Source organism: Actinocatenispora rupis (genome assembly GCF_016861975.1).
In the GTDB taxonomy this organism is placed as follows: Bacteria; Actinomycetota; Actinomycetes; order Mycobacteriales; family Micromonosporaceae; genus Actinocatenispora; species Actinocatenispora rupis.
On the sequence record NZ_BOMB01000008.1, the window covers coordinates 50,479 to 64,660 of the forward strand.

13 protein-coding genes are annotated in these 14,182 nt (G+C 73.2%); 5 read left to right on the top strand and 8 right to left on the bottom strand.

Annotated elements, in window-relative coordinates:
- Nucleotides 1–8 precede the first annotated feature (8 nt).
- A complete protein-coding gene (locus Aru02nite_RS06885) occupies nt 9–1,703 on the bottom strand; it encodes a serine/threonine-protein kinase (RefSeq protein WP_203656060.1) in 1,695 nt (564 codons plus the stop codon).
- A gap of 600 nt (nt 1,704–2,303) precedes the next feature.
- Here Aru02nite_RS06885 and Aru02nite_RS06890 point away from each other — a divergent pair.
- From Aru02nite_RS06890 to Aru02nite_RS06900, 3 genes are all read left to right on the top strand, one after another.
- Nucleotides 2,304–3,887: an acyl-CoA mutase large subunit family protein gene (locus Aru02nite_RS06890; protein ID WP_203655819.1), complete on the top strand. Its 1,584-nt coding sequence runs from the start codon at nt 2,304–2,306 to the stop codon at nt 3,885–3,887.
- 605 nt (nt 3,888–4,492) lie between these two features.
- On the top strand, nt 4,493–5,731 hold the full coding sequence (locus tag Aru02nite_RS06895) for an amidohydrolase (RefSeq protein WP_239076466.1): 1,239 nt from the start codon (nt 4,493–4,495) through the stop codon (nt 5,729–5,731).
- 39 nt (nt 5,732–5,770) lie between these two features.
- Nucleotides 5,771–6,409 carry an MBL fold metallo-hydrolase gene (locus Aru02nite_RS06900; RefSeq protein ID WP_203655821.1) on the top strand — a complete coding sequence of 213 codons (639 nt, stop codon included), beginning with the start codon at nt 5,771–5,773 and terminating at the stop codon, nt 6,407–6,409.
- A gap of 7 nt (nt 6,410–6,416) precedes the next feature.
- Here Aru02nite_RS06900 and Aru02nite_RS06905 read toward each other — a convergent pair whose 3' ends face one another.
- Complete coding sequence (locus tag Aru02nite_RS06905; protein WP_203655822.1) at nt 6,417–6,860, bottom strand: gamma-glutamylcyclotransferase family protein; 444 nt, start codon at nt 6,858–6,860, stop codon at nt 6,417–6,419.
- A 178-nt stretch (nt 6,861–7,038) separates the two neighbouring features.
- Here Aru02nite_RS06905 and Aru02nite_RS06910 point away from each other — a divergent pair, with 178 nt between their 5' ends.
- Nucleotides 7,039–8,430 (top strand): NAD(P)H-quinone dehydrogenase, encoded by a 1,392-nt coding sequence (locus Aru02nite_RS06910; protein ID WP_203655823.1) that lies wholly within the window; start codon nt 7,039–7,041, stop codon nt 8,428–8,430.
- Between the two features lie 349 nt (nt 8,431–8,779).
- On the opposite strand, the gene Aru02nite_RS06915 is transcribed toward Aru02nite_RS06910, so the two are convergent.
- Nucleotides 8,780–9,103 (bottom strand): winged helix-turn-helix transcriptional regulator, encoded by a 324-nt coding sequence (locus tag Aru02nite_RS06915; protein WP_203655824.1) that lies wholly within the window; start codon nt 9,101–9,103, stop codon nt 8,780–8,782.
- A 106-nt stretch (nt 9,104–9,209) separates the two neighbouring features.
- Here Aru02nite_RS06915 and Aru02nite_RS06920 point away from each other — a divergent pair, with 106 nt between their 5' ends.
- A complete protein-coding gene (locus Aru02nite_RS06920) occupies nt 9,210–9,983 on the top strand; it encodes an MBL fold metallo-hydrolase (RefSeq protein ID WP_203655826.1) in 774 nt (257 codons plus the stop codon).
- Here Aru02nite_RS06920 and Aru02nite_RS06925 read toward each other — a convergent pair.
- From Aru02nite_RS06925 to Aru02nite_RS06945, 5 genes are all read right to left on the bottom strand, one after another.
- Nucleotides 9,967–10,896 (bottom strand): SDR family oxidoreductase, encoded by a 930-nt coding sequence (locus Aru02nite_RS06925; protein ID WP_203655827.1) that lies wholly within the window; start codon nt 10,894–10,896, stop codon nt 9,967–9,969. The genes Aru02nite_RS06920 and Aru02nite_RS06925 overlap by 17 nt on opposite strands.
- Before the next feature lie 36 nt (nt 10,897–10,932).
- On the bottom strand, nt 10,933–11,361 hold the full coding sequence (locus tag Aru02nite_RS06930; protein ID WP_203655828.1) for a VOC family protein: 429 nt from the start codon (nt 11,359–11,361) through the stop codon (nt 10,933–10,935).
- A gap of 31 nt (nt 11,362–11,392) precedes the next feature.
- Entirely contained in the window at nt 11,393–11,833 is a 441-nt protein-coding gene (locus Aru02nite_RS06935) for a helix-turn-helix domain-containing protein (RefSeq protein ID WP_239076467.1), read from the bottom strand.
- 255 nt (nt 11,834–12,088) lie between these two features.
- Nucleotides 12,089–13,606 (bottom strand): hypothetical protein, encoded by a 1,518-nt coding sequence (locus Aru02nite_RS06940; protein WP_203655829.1) that lies wholly within the window; start codon nt 13,604–13,606, stop codon nt 12,089–12,091.
- A 60-nt stretch (nt 13,607–13,666) separates the two neighbouring features.
- Complete coding sequence (locus tag Aru02nite_RS06945) at nt 13,667–14,182, bottom strand: 2'-5' RNA ligase family protein (RefSeq protein ID WP_203655830.1); 516 nt, start codon at nt 14,180–14,182, stop codon at nt 13,667–13,669.

Sequence of the window (14,182 nt, forward strand, 5' to 3'; positions counted from 1 at the left end):
CCGCGGGGTCAGCCGATGTGGTACGCCTTCACCGCGTTCCGGTACGCCGCCCGGTCCTGCTGGAACGACGCCTCCGGCACCGACAGGTACACCTGGTACGCCGTGCCGTCGACCACCACGACCCGCCACAGCGCGTGCCGGTGCTGCCCCTGCGACACCAGCGTGTACTCCAGCTCCGCGCCGTTGTGCCCGCCCAGCGGCACCCCGGTACGCAGCGCGACCTGGTGGTAGTCCTGGTACTGCGAGTTCAGGCCGTTGCCCGCGTTGCGCAGCAGGTGCGCCGCCGTGCTGTTGTACGACTCGGTGTTGAACCGGATCCACGCACCGCCGTCGTTCGGGTCCGCGTACTGCCAGAAGGTCTTGCTCGACACGCGCTTCCAACCCTTCGGCACGACCGAGCCGTACCCCGCGTTCGGGTTGGTGAACTTCGTGCCGGACACGGCGTTCTCCGCCGCGGGCTTCGGCTTGTTCGGGGTCTCGGTGCCGCTGAACACGCCGCTCGCGCCGAGCGCCACCGCGACGATCACGATCGCCACCACGGCCGCACCCGCCGCCACCAGCCACGGGCCGAGTCGCCGCCGCGGCCGCTCCTCGTGGTACGCCTGCGCGTACTCCGGCACGTGGTACTGCTCCGCCGCGACCGGCACCTGCGCCGTTCCGCGCCGCATCTGCGTCGGCTCCCCGTACGGCGGGGCGGAGGCGATCCCCGGCGCCGGCCCACCCGACATCGGCTGCCCGGACATCGGCTGCCCGGACATCGGCGGGCCGGACATCGGCTGCCCGCTCATCGGGGCACCGCTCATCGGGGCACCGGACATCGGCGGACCGCTCATCGGCGCGCCCGACATCGGCGCTCCGGACATCGGCGCGCCGGAGACCGGGGCGCCCGCGGCGGGCGCCGACGGGTACGCGGAGGTCTGCGGTGCGGCCGGGCCACCGGACAGCGGGCCGGCCAGCGCCGCACGCAGCTCGTTCCGGGTACGGGTGACGTCCCAGCGCTGCTGCGGGTCCTTGATCAGCATCCCGGACAGGACCGGCCCGAGCGGCCCCGCGTTCCGCGGCGGCTCGGGGTCCTCGTACACCACCGCGTGCATGGTGGACAGCGGGTCGCCGCGGTCGAACGGCGGGCGGCCCTCCGCCGCGGTGTAGAGCGTGACGCCCAGCGAGAACAGGTCCGACGGCGGGCCGAAGTCCGCGCCCATCGCCCGCTCCGGCGAGATGTACTGCGGGGAGCCGAGCACCATGCCCGGCGTGGTGAGCGCCGCGTTGGTGTCGGTCATGATCCGGGCGACGCCGAAGTCGGTCAGCACGACCCGCCCGTCCGAGCAGATCAGGACGTTCGCCGGTTTCACGTCGCGGTGCAGTACGCCGGCGGAGTGCGCCGCCTCCAGCGCGCCGAGCACGGACAGCCCGATCTTGGCGATGGCCCGCGGGTTGAGCGCGCCGTCGCGGGCGATCATGTCCGCCACGCTGCGCGCCTGCAGCAGCTCCATCACCAGCCAGGGCCGGTCGTTCTCCGTGATCACGTCGTACATCCGGACGACGGAGGGGTGCGACAGGCTGGCCGCCGCCCGCGCCTCGCGCAGCGTCCGCTCGTACAGCGCGGCGCGCTCGTCGGCCGGGATGCCCGGCGGTAGCAGGACCTCCTTGACCGCCACGTCGCGGCGGAGCAGGTCGTCGTGGGCGCGCCAGACGGCGCCCATGCCGCCGGACCCGATCGGTTCGTGCAGCGTGTACCGGCCGCCGATGCAGGCGCCGGGGGTACCGCGGCTGTCGCTCGGCGCCTGGGGGCCGTCGCCGGGCGGATTGGGGTGTGGGGTGGTCACGAGGCGTGTCCTCCGGGAGTCAACCGCTCCACGTCACGGTGCGGCGCCCGGCCCGTGCACGGGGCGTGCAGGGGACCGGAATCCGACGGGGTGTCCAGTCTGCGGGGCGCGATCCGCCGCCGCGCACCAGGGTGCCCCGAGACCGACGCCGCCATCTCGCCCTCACCTTCCGTCATTCCCCGGGCCACCCGGCGGAGGGCACCGCCGGCGGTGGTCGGGCGCACACCGGGCCGGTGTGCCGTACGGCCGTGGCGCTTACGATCGGCGCATGAGCGCAGACCGCAGGCGACGGCCACGACTACAGACCGCGTCTCCCGCCGGAGGTCGGAGCGAATCCTCGGTTCCGAGCGCAGACCGGAGGCGACGGCCAAGCGTACTGGTCGTGTCGCGCGCCGCTGGTGGTCGGTGGCGCGCGTCGATGTCCACCGGCCCACACCGTACGTCGGCGGTGCGACAGTGCCGGTCGGGGGAGTCGCGATGAGCGCGGAACATCGGGCGGAGTCGGGCATTCCGGTGCCGGCGGTGGCCGGCCCCGACGACGTACGCCCCGGCCTCGACGAGCGGTTGGGCGCGCCGGGTGCATACCCGTTCACCCGGGGTGTATACCCCACGATGTACACCTCCCGACCGTGGACCATGCGCCAGTATGCCGGTTTCGGTACCGCGCGCGAATCCAACGCCCGCTACCACCAGCTGCTGGCCGCGGGCGGTCACGGGCTGTCCGTCGCGTTCGACCTGCCGACCCAGATGGGGTACGACTCGGACGAGCCGATCGCGCACGGCGAGGTCGGCAAGGTCGGCGTGGCGATCGACTCGATCGACGACATGCGCACGCTGTTCGACCGGATCCCGCTCGGCGAGGTCTCCACGTCGATGACGATCAACGCGCCAGCCGCGGTACTGCTGCTGCTCTACCAGCTCGTCGCCGAGGAGCAGGGCGTACCGGGCGCGAAGCTCACCGGCACGATCCAGAACGACGTGCTCAAGGAGTACGTCGCGCGCGGGACGTACATCTTCCCGCCGCGGCCGTCGCTGCGCCTGGTCGCCGACACCTTCGCCTACTGCGCGGCCGAACTGCCGCGCTGGAACACCATTTCCATCTCCGGCTACCACATGGCGGAGGCCGGCGCGACGCCCGTGCAGGAGATCGCGTTCACCCTGGCCAACGGCATCGAGTACGTGCGGACGGCGGTGGCCGCGGGCCTCGCCGTGGACGACTTCGCGCCGCGGCTGAGCTTCTTCTTCGTCGCCCGTACGACGCTGCTGGAGGAGGTGGCGAAGTTCCGTGCGGCGCGGCGGATCTGGGCCCGGATCATGCGCGACGAGTTCGGCGCGACGAACCCGAAGTCGCAGATGCTGCGCTTCCACACGCAGACCGCCGGGGTGCAGCTCACCGCGCAGCAGCCCGAGGTGAACCTGATCCGCGTCGCCGTGCAGGGCCTCGGCGCCGTCCTCGGCGGCACCCAGTCGCTGCACACCAACTCGTACGACGAGGCGATCGCGCTGCCGACGGAGAAGGCCGCCCGCCTCGCCCTGCGTACCCAGCAGGTGCTGGCGTACGAGACGGACCTGACGGCGACGGTCGACCCGTTCGCCGGGTCGTACCTGGTGGAGTCGATGACCGACGAGATCGAGGCCGCGACCGTCGCGCTGATCGACAAGGTCTTCGAGTACGGCTCGGCGGTCGACGCGATCGAGGCCGGCTTCCAGAAGCGCGAGATCGAACTCTCCGCCTACCGCGTGGCGCAGGAGATCGAGGCCGGCGAGCGGACGGTCGTCGGCGTCAACCGCTTCCAGACCGACGACGACGAACCGTACGAGCCGCTGCGGGTCGACCCGGCCATCGGCGCCGAGCAGGAGAAGCGGCTGGCCGCCCTGCGTGCCGACCGCGACGACCCGGCGGTACGCGCCGCGCTGGACGCACTGCGCACCGCGGCCGCCGGTACGGAGAACGTGTTGGTGCCGATGAAGGCGGCGCTGCGGGCGCGGGCGACGGTCGGCGAGGTCTGCCACGCGCTGCGCGACGTCTGGGGCACCCACCAGCCGGCCGAACGGTTCTGACCGGTCCGTGCCGGTGGGGGCCGTCTTCCCACCGGCACGGCCGGACGGTTGGCGCGTCAGCCGGTGTCTGCCGAGCGTGCTCGGAACCTCCCTGCTCACCTGACCGCGCGAACGCGGCAGGTCCCCCGTTGGCGGATGAGGGTCTTTTCTGGCCACTTGGCTGGCACCCCACTGCTCCGTCACCGACTGACGCAGCCGAGACATTAGCACATATGTTCGAAAGAGTGGGCCACCGAGCTGGTCACACTGCGCAGTGCTCTGCGCCGCCCCAGTGATCACTGTCCGTGTACGCGACCGGGTGACGTCGAGCGTGACCGCCGCGTACCTCCGGCGTTGTACGGGGTGTGAGGTCGGCGTCGCCGCGTCGGACGCGCGGTACGCGAGCGCCGGCCGGGAGGACAGGAAACTGTGGCGCTACGCACGGACAGCGACAGGACCCGACCGCAATTCCGGTCGCACAGCGTCATCCGGTTCGGACTAGGATCACGTCCACCGGAACGGCCGCGCCCCACGCGGCCGTACGCGGCCGGCCGATGCCGGTGACAGTGCGTACAGACAGTCGTCCCACCCGCCGCTCCACCATCACAGATCGAGACGATCAGACAGTGAGTGCATCGACGCTGACCCCCGGCGTGACCACCAGGTTCGACCCCGCCGCCGATTCGCTGCCCGCCCTGCTGGACGGCTGGCTCGCGAGTCACCACGGCGAGCTCGTCGCCATCCGCCGACACCTGCACGCCCACCCCGACCTGTCCGGGGAGGAGCACCCGACCGCGGCGTACCTGTCGGGGATCCTCGCCGGTGCCGGTCTCGAACCGCGGCTGCTGCCGGCCGGCAACGGGGTGATCTGCGAGGTCGGCTCGGGCGACCCGGTGGTCGCGCTGCGCGGCGACATCGACGCGCTGCCGATGACCGACGTCAAGGACGTGCCGTACCGGTCGACGGTGGACGGGGTGACGCACGCCTGCGGGCACGACGTACACGCGACGGTGGTGGCGGGCGCGGGCCTGGCGCTGGCCGAGCTGGCCGCGGCGGGGCAGCTGCCGGGCACCGTACGGCTGCTGCTCCAGCCGTCCGAGGAACGGTTCCCGTCGGGCGCGCCGCAGGTCGTGGCCGCGGGCGGGCTGGCCGACGCGCGGGCGGTGTTCGCGTTCCACTGCGACCCGAAGCTGCCGACCGGGATGATCGGCGTCCGTTCCGGTCCGCTGACCGCCGCCGCCGACATGCTGGAGGTACGGCTGTCGGGAACGGGTGGGCACACCGCGCGCCCGCACCTGACCGCCGACGTGGTCAACGCGCTGGCCCGGGTCGTCGTGGACGTACCGGCGCTGCTGACCCGGCGCGCCGATCCGCGCGCCGGCCTGTCCGTGGTGTTCGGCGCGGTACACGCCGGCCAGGCGCCGAACGCGATCCCGCGCGAGGGCGTCGCCCGCGCGACCGTACGGGTGCTGGACCGAGACGCGTGGGGTGACGCACCCGAGCTGATCGACCAGCTCGTCCGCGACGCGGTCGCCGGTACCGGGGCGGACGTCGAGGTCGACTACACCCGGGGCGTACCGCCGGTGGTGAACGACCGGGCCGCGACCGCGGTGTTCGGTGCCGCGGCCGCCGCCGCGCTCGGCCCGGACCACGTGGTCGAGGCGCCGATCAGCATGGGCGGTGAGGACTTCGCCTGGTACCTGGAGCACGTGCCCGGCGCGATGGCCCGGCTCGGCGTGGGTCGTCCCGGCGAGCAGCTCGACCTGCACCAGCCGAACTTCGACGTGGACGAGCAGGCCATCGCCCACGGCGTACGGGTGCTGGTGCACACGGCGCTCGCCGCGCTCGCCGATCCGTCGCTGTGATCCGTGGGCGGTGCGCCGCCCGCGGGGTAGAACGGACGCATGAGGCTGATCCGGTACGCGCACGCCTGTGTCCGCCTGGAGTCGGCGGCCGGCGTGCTGGTGTTCGACCCGAGCGGCTTCGCCGGTCCGGAGGCGTTGACGGGCGCCGATGTGGTGCTCGTCAGCCACGGCCACTTCGACCACGTCGACCCTGACCTGCTGCGTACTGCGGGGGCGGGGTTGCGGGTGTGGGCGCCGGCACCGGTCGTCGCGGAGCTGCCGGATCTGGGCGGCCGGGCGAGCGTGGTGGGGCCGGGGGAGACGTTCGACGCGGCCGGCTACCGGGTCCGGACGTACGGCGGGACGCACGCGCGGGTGCATCCGCACCTGCTGCCCGATCCGGCCGTACCGTTCGTGCCGAACGTGGGGTACCTCGTCGACGGCGTGTACCACCCGGGTGACGCGCTGGTCGCGCCGGACGCGCCGGTGCGGACGCTGCTGCTGCCGGTCAGCGGCCCGTGGCTGAAGGTGGCGGAGGCGGTGGACTTCGCCCGCGCGGTCGGCGCCGAGCGTACGGTGCCGATCCACGACGCGATCAACTCCGAGCTCGGCAACCAGGTCGTGGACCGTACGCTCCGGGCGTTGCTGCCGGACACCGACTACCGGCGGCTCGCCCCCGGCGAGTCCATCGAGCTGTGACGGGTCGTCAGAGCGCCGGGCGGGAGCGGATCGCCTTCACGTAGTCGTCCGGGGCGCCGGCCTTCTCGGCGGCGTCCGCGACGAGCTGCACGTGCAGGCTGCTCGGCAGCCCACCCTCGTACGCGTCGAGCACGTGCACCCGGGCGATCTTGTCGCCGTCGAGCGCCGCGACCCGGACCCGGAGCTTCCGGTACAGGGAGCTGGTGACGCCCTCCCACCGGTCGAGCGCCGACTCGTCGAACGCGTGCAGGTCGTACAGCGCGACGAAGACCCGGTCGTCGGGGTCCTCGACGATGGTGGCCAGCGGCCCGTCCTGCCAGCCGAGTTCGGCGCCGCCGAAGGTGAGGCGCCAACCCTCCAACCACCCGGTACCCACCAGCGGGGAGTGCGGGCAGCGCTCCCGCATCAGGGCGGGATCGAGATTCGAGCCGTACGCGGCGTAGAGCGACACGGGAAAGCACGATAGTCGGGCGAAGCCCGCCGGCGCGGAAACTGGCCGCAACATCACCCGCACATCCCATCTTTCGGTACGTGGACGGGGCGTTCCGGGAACCCCGGCGTGGCTGTGGCACCCCTCGCAGGAGGAGAATGCGGAGGTCTTCCCACACGTCAGCGGATCGGAGTTCGTGGTGGCACGCATCGTCATCGTCGGGGGCGGCCCGGCCGGGTACGAGGCGGCCCTCGTCGCCGCGCAGCTCGGCGCCGACGTCACGCTGGTCGAGCGGGACGGCGTCGGCGGGGCGTGCGTACTGTCGGACTGCGTGCCCAGCAAGACGTTCATCGCCTCGTCGGACGTGGTGACCGCGTTCCGCGGGGCCGGCACGCTCGGCGTCCGGACCGAGGCCGCGCACGTGGACGCGCCGGCCGTGCACGGTCGGGTGAAGCGGCTGGCCGCGGCGCAGTCCGAGGACATCCACGACAAGGTGGCCAAGTCGGGCGTCGAGGTCGTCACCGGTACGGCCCGGCTCGCCGAGGACACCCTCGGCCACACCCACCGGGTACGGATCACGCCGCGGGACGGCGGGGAGTACTTCGTGGACACCGACGTGGTGCTGCTCGCCACCGGGGCCACCCCGCGGGTGCTGCCCGACGCGCGCCCCGACGGGGAACGGATCCTCACCTGGCGCCAGGTGTACGACCTGGACGAACTGCCCGAGAAGCTCATCGTCGTCGGCTCCGGCGTGACCGGCGCCGAGTTCGCCTCCGCGTACCTGGCGATGGGGGTGGACGTGACGCTCGTGTCCAGCCGCGACCGCGTGCTGCCGACCGAGGACGCCGACGCCGCCGCCGCCCTGGAGGCGGTGTGGCGGGAGCGCGGCATGACCGTGCTGAACCGGTCCCGCGCGGCGAGCGTGCGCCGCGACGGCGACGGCGTACGGGTGGAGCTGACCGACGGGCGCGTCGTACACGGCAGCCACGCGCTGATGACCGTCGGCTCGGTGCCGAACACCGCCGGCCTCGGGCTGGAGGAGTACGGGGTGGAGCTGGGGCGCGGCGGCTTCGTCGCCGTCGACCGCGTCTCCCGTACCAACGTGCCGGGGATCTACGCGGCGGGCGACTGCACCGGCCTGATGATGCTCGCCTCGGTCGCCGGCATGCAGGGCCGCATCGCCATGTGGCACGCGCTCGGCGAGGCCGTGCAGCCGCTGCGGATGTCCACCGTCTCGGCGAACGTGTTCACCGCCCCCGAGATCGCCACCGTCGGCGCCTCGCAGGCGGCCGTCGACTCCGGCAAGGTACCGGCGCGGACCGTCACGCTGCCGCTGCGTACGAACCCGCGGGCGAAGATGACAGGCATCCGGGACGGCTTCGTGAAGCTGTTCTGCCGGCCCGCGTCCGGCCTGGTCGTCGGCGGGGTGGTCGTCGCGCCGCAGGCCAGCGAACTGATCCTGCCGATCGCGCTGGCCATCGAGCACCACCTGTCCGTACAGCAGCTCGCGCAGACCATCACCATCTACCCGTCGCTGTCCGGCTCTCTCGCCGAGGCCGCCCGCCAGCTCATGCAGCACGAGTTCGACTGACCCACCGCCGAACCGTTGTCGCGCAACGGTTTCCCGCGTCGCCGATGCCGCGGCTCCCTGTTGGGCGTGTGCCGGTACCCGAGGTCGATGTCGTTGCCGCGCAACGATGTTGGCGTGCGGGTGTGTGATGTCCGCTCGGTGTGTGGCGTCGAGGTGGGCGCGTGGCGGTGGGTTCTTGGGGGTGACTGTCGAGGCGCACGGTGACCGTACGGTTCGGATTGTTGTCGTTGCGGAGCGTTCGATTGTCCCATTGTTGAACAGTTGGTGCCGTGCAACGGTTCCCCGGGGTACGCGGAAGGGCGCCGAACCGTTGGCGCGCAACGGTTTCCGGAAAGGGCGCACCGTAACGTCAGGTGTCGGCGCCCCACTGCCACATCGCGTGCAGGACGGGGACGAGGGCGGCGCCGCGGTCGGTGAGGTCGTAGCGCACGCGCGCCGGCCACCCGGGCGTACGGTGCCGGGAGAGTACGCCGGCGGCGGTGAGCTGGGCGAGCCGGTCGGCGAGGACCTTGTCGGACAGGGCCGGCAGTGCCGCCGCGACCTCGCCGAACGTACGCGGGCCGGCGCGGAACTGGTCGATCACCAGCGGCGTCCACCGCCCGCGGAGTACGCCGAGGGTGACCTCGACGGGGCAGTCGGGCTCGGGGCGCGGATCGGTGCCGGTGCACAGCATGTCACTGACCGTTTGGTGAGCCACGGGGGCGCCTCCTAGCGTCGGGATGCACGCGCCGGCACCGCTGTCGGGCCGTCCGCGCGTCCACTCCTACCAGGGGGAACCCATGCGCATCCACCATCTCGACTGCGGCACGATGCGGACGCTGCCGGCGCCCGCGGGGCTGGACCCGCTGCCGGCCGTCGCGCACTGCCTGCTCGTCGAGACCGACACCGACCTGGTACTCGTCGACACCGGGTTCGGTCTCCTCGACGTACGCGAGCCGGATGTGCTCGGCGCGGAGTTCCGCGGCTGGGCGCAGCCCCGGCTCGACCCCGACCGCACCGCGGTACGCCAGCTCGCGCGGCTCGGCCTCGACCCGGCCGACGTACGGCACGTGGTGCCGACGCATCTGCACGTGGACCACTCCGGCGGGCTGCCGGACTTCCCGTACGCGACCGTGCACGTGGCCGCCGCCGAACTCGCGTCCGCGGGTGAGCACCCGCACTGGGCGCACGGCCCGCGGTGGCAGCCGTACGAGGAGGGTGGTGAGCCCTGGTTCGGCTTCGCTACGGCGAAGCAGCCCGCGGGCCTGCCCGACGGGATCCGGCTGGTGCCGCTCGCCGGGCACACCCCGGGCCACACCGCCGTGGCGGTACGCGACGGCGACGGCTGGCTGCTGCACGCCGGCGACGCGTACTTCTTCCACGGGGAGCTGCGCCGGCCGGCCGTACCCGGACCGCCGGAACTGGACGCGCTCCAGTCCCGCGCCGAGCACGACCGGGCGCGGCGCCTCGCGTACAACGAGCGGCTGGCCGCGCTGGTCGCCGACGAGCCGGGCGTCACCGTGGTCTGCGCACACGACCCGTGGGAGTACGCGGGGCTCAGCGGTAGCCGGTGACGTCGGCGGGCTTGCCGGCCCACTCGACCTCCGCGATGTAGCGCCACGCGTCCGGCTGCGACCCGTCCACGTCGGTGAACCCGTACTCCCGGGCGAGCTGGCCGCTGGACAGCGATTGGCCGTGCCAGCGCGCCACGTCCGGGTCGGTGGCGAGCGCGGCGACGGCGCGCCCCACGTACCGGGGGGACTCGGAGATGGCGAAGTGCGGCTGGTCGACCGTCGCGTCCCGCCACGTCTCCTCGGTGACGCCGAACCCGGCGAGCATCGCCTCGGAGCGCAGCCAGCCCGGCGTCAACGCCACCACCGTCGTCGCGTACTCCCGCAGCTCGTACGCCTGGGCGACGGCGAGCCGGAGCACCGACCACTTGGCGAGGTCGTAGTAGAGGGAGGTGCCCCGGCGGAAGTCGGCGTTCGACTCGGCGGTGCCGTCGGTCATCTCGACGACGAGGCCGCCCGGGTGCCGGATCATCAGCGGCAGCGCGAAATGGCTGGTCACGATGTGCGTGTCGACGCCGTTGTGCAGCTGGCGCAGCCCGTCCGCCAGGGAGTGCTGCCACACCGGGGCGTCCCAGTCGAGGAGATGGTCGCCGCCCCAGACGTCGTTCACGAGTACGTCGAGGCGGCCGTGGTCGGCGTCGATGCGTTCGACGAGCGCACGTACCTGGTCGGGGTCGGTGTGGTCGACGCGGACCGGGATCCCGTGCCCGCCGGCCGCGTCGACCAGCGCGGCGGTCTCCTCGATCGTCTCCGGCCGGTCCACCTCGGAACGGTGCCCGCCGTCCCGCGCGCTGGACCGGCCGGTCACGTACACGGTGGCGCCGGTGGTGCCGAGTTCCGTCGCGATGCCCCGGCCCGCGCCCCGGGTCGCCCCCGCGACCAGCGCCACCCTGCCGGTGTTCTGCTCCGTTGTCATGCCGACCAGCGTGCCCGGCCGGCATGACAACCCGTGTCAGCTTCCGAAACCTTCCTTGACCTCGGTCAGCCGGAAGTGGTTGCCCGACGGGTCGCGGAACCCGGCGTCGATCCCGTACAACCGGTCCTCGGGCTTCTCGACGAACTCGACGCCCTTCGCGCTCAGCGCCTCGTACTCGGCGCGGCAGTCGTCGGTGGTGAGGAAGATCGTGCCGGCGAAGCCCTTCGCCATCAGCTCCTCCACCTTCGCCTTCGTGGCGGCGTCGAGTACCGGCTCGCCCGGGATCGCCATCAGCGTGATCGCGATCTCCGGCTGGCTCGGCGGTCCGACGGTCAGCCACCGGAAGTTGCCCATCTCCGGCACCGTCACGTCGGCGCGGACCTCCATCCCCAGCTTCCCGGTGTAGAAGTCCAGCGCGACGTCCTGGTCGTGCACCCACAGCTGCGCGTTCGCGATCTTGTACATGGCGTCCTCCGTACGGTCTCCGTCTCGCGATTCACGCTACGGAGCCGTCCGGTGCGCCGTCTTCTCGAAACGTGCGGTGTCGCGGCCGCCCGTACGCCCGGAGCAGGCAGGCCGGAATCGGCGCCATCGCCGCCGCCGGCGGGTACGCCGCGCGGTACGCCACCGGGGACCTGCCGTACATCCGGGTGAAGCTGGTCGTGAACGACCCCAGACTGGACAGGCCCACCGACAGGCAGATGTCCGCCACCGGATGATCCGTGTACCGCAGCATCGCCGCGGCCCGCTCCAGCCGCCGCGTCAACAGGTACGCGTGCGGCGACACCCCGAACGCCCGCCGGAACTCGCGGCTGAAGTGCGCCCGGGACAGCCCCGCCGCCCGCGCCAGGTCCGCGACACCGAGCGGCTCCGCGTACCGCGCGTCGGCGAGGTCACGGGCGCGCGTCAGGTGCCGCGCCACCGGTAGCGACGTCACCCGTCGAGTATCGCCCACTCGGGCGCCGCACCGTCCCGGCCCGGCCGAGCACCACCCTGACGGACGGGGGGCGCGTCGGCCGATCCGGTCCCGCCGAGCATCACCCCGACGGGGCGTCGACCGGTGAGCACCAGCCGACGGGGAGTGCCTCACCCGGCTCGGTACGGCCGAGCGTCGACGGGCCTCAGCCGGTTCGCTCGGGTCGGGCGTCGACGGGCCTCAGCTGCGTCCGGTCCGGGCGAGCGTCGACGGGCCTCAGCCGAGGAGTTCGGCGAGAGCGGCGCGGTGCTCGGCGACCCGTTCGCGGTGGTGCTCGTCGCTCGACCGGGTCGACCGGAACGCCTCGGTCTGCGCCTCCACCGACCGGTCCATGTCCGCCCGTTCCCGCGCCGACGCCGCCTTGTACTGCCCGGACTCGCGCCAGCCGACGATGGCCACGATGCCGCCGACCACCAGGACGATCAGCCCGACCACGGCCAGCCCGACGCCGACACCGGCGAACCCGGCGACCGTCGCCGCCAGGCCGACCACCGCCGTCACGAGGCCGCCGATCAGCTTCGCCGGGCGTACCTGGTAGCCGGCGTCGATGTCGTTGCGCAGCGCGGCCAGCCCGGCCGGGTCGGCGCCGTCCGCGGTGACCCGGATGTCCCGGCCGCGGACGCGTACCGACACGGACTCCGGCGGCGCGCTCAGATGCCCGGCGATCGTCTCCACGCAGGCGGACAGCCACGGCGCCGCCGCCCGTACGGCGACCGGCCGGGTGCCGGGGGTGTCGGTGCCGAAGATGTCCCCGCGTACCAGGTCGGCGACGGAGCCGACCGCCGCGTCCCACGACTGGAACTCCGGCCGCGGCAGCCCGGACTCGACCACCGAACGCAGCTGCTCCGCCTTACGCAGCAACGGACGCTCCGGCGCGTGCCCCTCGTCGACCAGCGCGCGCAGCAGGTCGCGCAGCGGCGTCAGTACGGGGTCGTCGCCGTCGTCCGCCGGTACGTCCGCGGGTGGCTCGGCCGGGGTCAGCCGCTGGCGCAACGAACCGAGTGTGGTCGCCGCGGCGGCCGGACGTACCGAGGTGACGCCGGCGGAACCGGTGATCGCGGCCAGCCACGGGTCGATCGGGTTGTCCACCCCGGGCTGCCCCAGCGCCGACTCCAGCGACGTGGCCAGCAACGCCTGCCCCGGGCGGCCGAACGCGCCGGCCGCGGTGGCGCGCCACAACGCCCGCGCCGCGTACGTGACGGGGCGGCCCTCGGTGGGCAGCAGGCCGGCCAACTGCACAGCGCTCAGGTCGACGGGGCCGGCCAGCCGCAGCGCCGCGGTCAGGAAGTACTTGGCGTGCCCGGCATCCAGCTCCGTCGCCTGCTCGGTGTGCTTCGCCGCGGCGGCGTGGTCGTCGACGAGCTGCGCGTACAGCGCGCGGGCCGCGGGGACCAGCCAGTAGCCGCCGACCTCCGGCAACTCGGGTGGGTCGACGGGACCGCCGCCGGTGACCGCGGCAAGCAGCAGTCGTACCTGATGGCGGACGATCGCCGGGTCGGTGTAGACGGCCAGCTCGGCGCGCACGTCGGACAGCTCGACGAACGCGTCGAACGCCGCGGCGATCCGGTTCACCTTGCTCTGCAGGTCGCCCTCGATGCGGGCGAGCCGGCTCCGCAGCTGCGACGACTGCCGGTAGGCGCCGTCGACCGCGGAGTTCAGCTCCTCGATCTGCGCCTTCTGCCGCCGGTCGTACCAGTCGCCGTCGCCGAGCCACCAGGCGAAGTCCTCGTTCACACGTACCTCCACGCGTCCCGGTGCATCGTGCCCGGCGGTGGCCGCCGCCGTCGACGTGGGTCAGTCGATCGGGCGGTACAGCCCGCGGGTGTGGTCCACGACGGCGGCGGAACGCAACGATGCGGTGATCGGCAGCGCGTCCAGGCAGAGCCCGACCGCGCGGGCCAGGCCGGCCCACGGTACCTGCTGGGACACGGTGCAGTGGGGCACCCACACGCCGGGCCGGTACACCCCGGCCACCTCGACACCCGCCGCCGACAACCGTTCGTGCACGGCCAGGTGCAGCGCGAGCAGATCCGGCCGTACCGTCGGGCCCAGCCACAACACCCGCCCCGGGAACTGCCCGACCGTGGTGAACTCCACGGTCAGCCCGTCCGGCGGCAGCAGCCCGCGTACGGCGTCGGCGACCGGCTCCGGGTCGAGCCGGCGGGCCACCGCCAGCGACAGGTGCGGGCGGTGCCGGCGGTGCGTGTGTTCGCGCAGGCTCGGCACGCCCGCCGACTCCAGCGCGTCCCACAGCCGCCGGAGCCGGGCCTGCGCGTCACCGTCGAAGTACAGCTCGATGGCGGCGACCAT